Raw genomic sequence first — 1,366 nt, forward strand, 5'->3', positions numbered from 1 at the left:
CAGGGCGGCGGCAAAGTTGCTGGTTAGCAACTCATCTTCTTGATTGTTTCGAGTGGTCGTTCGGGGTGGCGGGCGTGGTGGCGTAGGGCGTGGGCGATGTTGCTGGCTCCGGTGAGGCGCAGGATGGTGATCGCGAGGTTGCGGAGGCTGGCCATGACCTGGGGTGCGTTTCCAGTGCGGGCGCGGTGGTGGTCCTCGTCGTAGGTGACGTCGCGGACCCAGTGGAGCTGGTTCTCGACCGTCCAGTGGCCGCGGGCGAGTGCGGCGAGCAGTGCGGGGCTGGCCTGGTGTGTCGGCAGGCTCGTGACGGCGTGGACGGTCTGGGTCGTCGCCGGGCCGCCGGTTAGGGGCTGGCGGCGGCGGGTGATCTGGATGGCCTGGAGGGCGTGCGGGAAGTCGATCCCGGCGCGGATCTCGGTGGCCTTGACGGTCCGCCGTTCGAGGCGGCCGTGGCCGCGGCTGGTGGTGCGCGAGACGGTGCGGACCTTCGTCCAGGGCAGGGCGGCGAGCCGGGCGTGCAGCGTCGGCCGGTTCGCTTTGACGATCAGCAGGTAGTGGGCGCCGTGTGCGACGAGCCAGTCGGCGGTGTCGTCCTGGGTGTGCAGCGCGTCGGCGGTGACCACGGTGTCGGTCAGGTCGATGGTGGCGAGCAGATCCTTGATCGTGGGGATCTCGTTGGTCTTCGCGTCGACGGCGCACTGGCCGAGCACGACGGCGTGGTGCTGGTCGAACGCGGCGAGCAGGTGCCGGCCGGCGGTGTCGCCGGCCCTCGTGCCGCGCAGGGTCTTCCCGTCGACCGCGACCCGGCGCCGCTGACCCTTGCCGGGTTCGGTCCTCGCGGCGGCCCAGGTTCCCAGCGCCGCGTCCAGGGCGTTGGCGTCGAGCAGGGCGAGGACCCGGCGAAACGTCGAGGCGTCCGGGATCCGGACGATGCCGAGCTGGTCGGCGAGGGCCTCGCCGGCGTCGGCGGCCCATTCGGCGATCGCCGTGAACGAGCGGGCCCCGGCGAGCACCGCGCAGGTCGCCAGCGTGAGCAGGACCGCCAACCGGTGCCGCCGGCCCCGGCGTTTTCGCGGGTCAGCGACCCGTTCGAACACCGCGAGCAGATCGGCCGGCGGTACCGGACGGCCCCCGGCCGGCACGGCGGCGGCCAGCTGATCCAGAGCAGGGGCAGGTGACGATAATGGTGCGGCGGGCATGGCACCTCGGGGACGATCAGGCTGGCGTAGGAACCTCCATGATCACCCAAGGGTCATGCCCGCCCTCATTTCGGCGCAGCCCGCCAGCGGCGACCTGCCACCCGCAACCACCGGGAACCCTCAGCACGGCCCACTGGCCGCTACCAAGCAAACTTGCCGTCGCCCTG

Annotated in this window: 1 protein-coding gene; it reads right to left on the reverse strand. The window is 71.8% G+C overall.

From position 1 onward, the window contains the following. Positions 1–23: 23 nt before the first annotated feature. Complete coding sequence (locus I6A81_RS41215; RefSeq protein ID WP_238431225.1) at positions 24–1,199, reverse strand: ISAs1 family transposase; 1,176 nt, start codon at positions 1,197–1,199, stop codon at positions 24–26. Positions 1,200–1,366: the final 167 nt, after the last annotated feature.

It is taken from the genome of Frankia nepalensis, from assembly GCF_016786325.1.
Lineage (GTDB): Bacteria > Actinomycetota > Actinomycetes > Frankiales > Frankiaceae > Pseudofrankia > Pseudofrankia nepalensis.